The sequence below is a fragment of the Bacillus sp. EKM420B genome, assembly GCF_011065565.1.
GTDB classification, from domain to species: Bacteria; Bacillota; Bacilli; order Bacillales; family Bacillaceae; genus Bacillus; species Bacillus velezensis.
Genome location: NZ_JAAMNX010000083.1, coordinates 1 through 206, shown reverse-complemented (window position 1 = coordinate 206; position 206 = coordinate 1). Strand labels below are relative to the sequence as shown.

Genomic DNA, 206 nt, shown 5'->3' with positions numbered 1-206 from the left:
GCTTTGCGGGCGGCAGCGTATCGTGCACGCTTGACGCTGAAACGGCATCCGGCCTTCACCGCATCGCCCGGGATCACAGCTCCACTTTGTATATGGTGCTTCTCGCCGCGTACAATACGTTACTCGCGCGATTGAGCGGGCAGGAAGACATCATCGTCGGCTCGCCGATTGCCGGGCGTCCGCACAAAGACCTTGAACCGATTCTC

1 protein-coding gene is annotated in these 206 nt (G+C 60.2%); it reads left to right on the top strand.

Annotation, left to right across the window (positions count from 1 at the left end):
* The coding region (locus tag G9F48_RS19630; RefSeq protein WP_165410006.1) for a condensation domain-containing protein at positions 1-206 on the top strand (206 nt) is incomplete at both ends.